The 1,597-nt window shown below is 64.8% G+C and carries 1 protein-coding gene; it reads right to left on the reverse strand.

Annotation, left to right across the window (positions count from 1 at the left end; translation table 11 throughout):
- On the reverse strand, positions 1-1,313 hold a 1,313-nt coding region (locus tag OHD58_RS30435), incomplete at its 3' end, for a hypothetical protein (protein ID WP_263807299.1).
- Positions 1,314-1,597: the final 284 nt, after the last annotated feature.

Genomic DNA, 1,597 nt, shown 5'->3' on the forward strand with positions numbered 1-1,597 from the left:
CCGCTCTGGATGACGAGATCCGGGGCGTTCGATGGCGTGATGCTGGCGGAAATCGTAACCAAGCCCGCCTGGGCGCTGCCTATCGTCAGGTTTGGCGTGAAGATGCGATCGAGCTCGGCATCGGAGAGTTCCAGCGCGAAGGCGCCGTCGGTCGCGCTGCCGACATCGATCGCCCAGCCGGCGGTGGCGGGTCGCAGGACCACCTGGCCGCCGGAGGCGGAGATGCCGGAGGTGGCGCTGATCACCGTCCGGTCGGCGTTGACGATCACGTCGCCGCTCGAGGAGAAGAGCGTCGCCGTGCTCGAGGCGAGCAGCCTCAGGAAGCCGCCGGGGCCGGTGGTGAGGATGGCGTCGGCTCCGGCATTGCCTTCCGCGCCGATCGATCCGTCCGTTCCCGTCGAATTGAGCACGTTGATGTCGCGCCCCGCGGTGATCGTCAGGTTGCCGCCGGTACCAGCGCCGAAGCCGTCGGACGCGATATCGGCGAAGCCGTCGACATTGAAGTCGCGGCCGGCGTTGATGGTGAGGGCCCCGCTGGCGCGCACGTCGTTGTCGAAATTGAGGCCGAGGGTGCCGAAGGCGATGTCGCGGCCGGCGGTGAGGTTGATGTTGCCGCTCGGCGCCGCGATAGAATCCTGATCGACGTTGGCGATAATGTCGGCGTCGTAGCCATTGGCGATCAGGGTGACGTTGCCGGACGTCGTGCCGCCGTGAACCGATTCGAAGGCGCCCGGGCTCGCTTCGGCGAGGAGTATGCTCCCGAGGTTGGTGAAGAGGATGTTGCCGGAGGTGGCGACGTGGAGACCGTTAACGTCATCGGTGAGCCCGCCGATCTGCACGTTACCGAAATTGGTGACGTTGATGCCGCCGGTGGTGGTCTCCGCCTCGAACAGGCCCGTTTGGGTTTCGATCGCATTGCCGGCGCCGATCCCGGTCGCGGCGCTCATGATCAGGGTGCCTGCCACGATATCGGCCGCCGGGTCGGCGCCGAATTCGGCGACGACTCCATTGGAGACCAGCGTTACATCCTGAGCTCCGGCGATGCGCTGCACCTGGATCGAGTCTGGGTTCTGCGTCGAATCGGTGAGGCTGCCGACAATGACATCCGCGACCGCGTTCCACTCGGTCAGGTTGAACACCACGCTGCGGCCGGCCGAGGCCGTAATGGTAAGATGCTCGGTGGGTATGTTGAACGAGATGACATCTCCATCCGGCGCCCGCAGCCGAGCAACACCGTTATTCGGGATCCCGTCGTCTTCGACGAAGTAGGTGCCGGGATCAAACCCGCTGAGCAAGATAAGTACTGACGACATGTCGGTGTCCTCCGTTTTGTCCTATGGCGGCGCTGCGCCGCCGACCCGGAATCCTCGCACCACAGGCATCTCTCCTCGAAACAACGAGGGGAGGAGGCGTAGGGCGGATTAGCGAGGCGTAGTCCGCCCTGATGTTTGAACAGCCGGTCGACTGCATTGGCGCACCATCTCACACGACGAAGAAGTCGGCGTTTGTCATAGCAAGTCCTGTTGAGAGGGTTGCGAACTGGGTGGCAGCGGCTGCGCCGGTGCCGTCGCTGTCGTAGGAGAGCGCGCCGGTGGCG

This window comes from Mesorhizobium sp. ZC-5, assembly GCF_025753855.1.
GTDB lineage: Bacteria > Pseudomonadota > Alphaproteobacteria > Rhizobiales > Rhizobiaceae > Neomesorhizobium.